The organism is Pseudomonas sp. SIMBA_068, from assembly GCF_046534705.1.
Lineage (GTDB): Bacteria > Pseudomonadota > Gammaproteobacteria > Pseudomonadales > Pseudomonadaceae > Aquipseudomonas > Aquipseudomonas putida.
On record NZ_JAWRYI010001254.1, the window covers coordinates 1 to 247 of the forward strand.

1 pseudogene is annotated in these 247 nt (G+C 64.4%); it reads right to left on the reverse strand.

Features of this window, described 5'->3' with window-relative positions:
• Nucleotides 1–247 (reverse strand): annotated as a pseudogene (locus SB756_RS33570) (type I secretion system permease/ATPase); the annotation flags it as partial.

Genomic DNA, 247 nt, shown 5'->3' on the forward strand with positions numbered 1-247 from the left:
GGGATAGGTAAAATCGACCCCGCGGAACTCGACGCTACCCTGCAGCACCTTGCGGCTCAGCGGGCGCTCTTCGAAGTTGCGCTCTTGCGGCAGCTCCATCATATGGTCGGTGGAAACCATGGTCACCTTGGCCTGCTGGTAGCGGGCGAGCAGCCCGTTCAGCTGGCCCAGTGGGCCGAGCGCGCGGCCGCTGAGCATGTAGCAGGCCACCAGGCCACCCATGCTCAGGTTGCCATCGATGATCAGG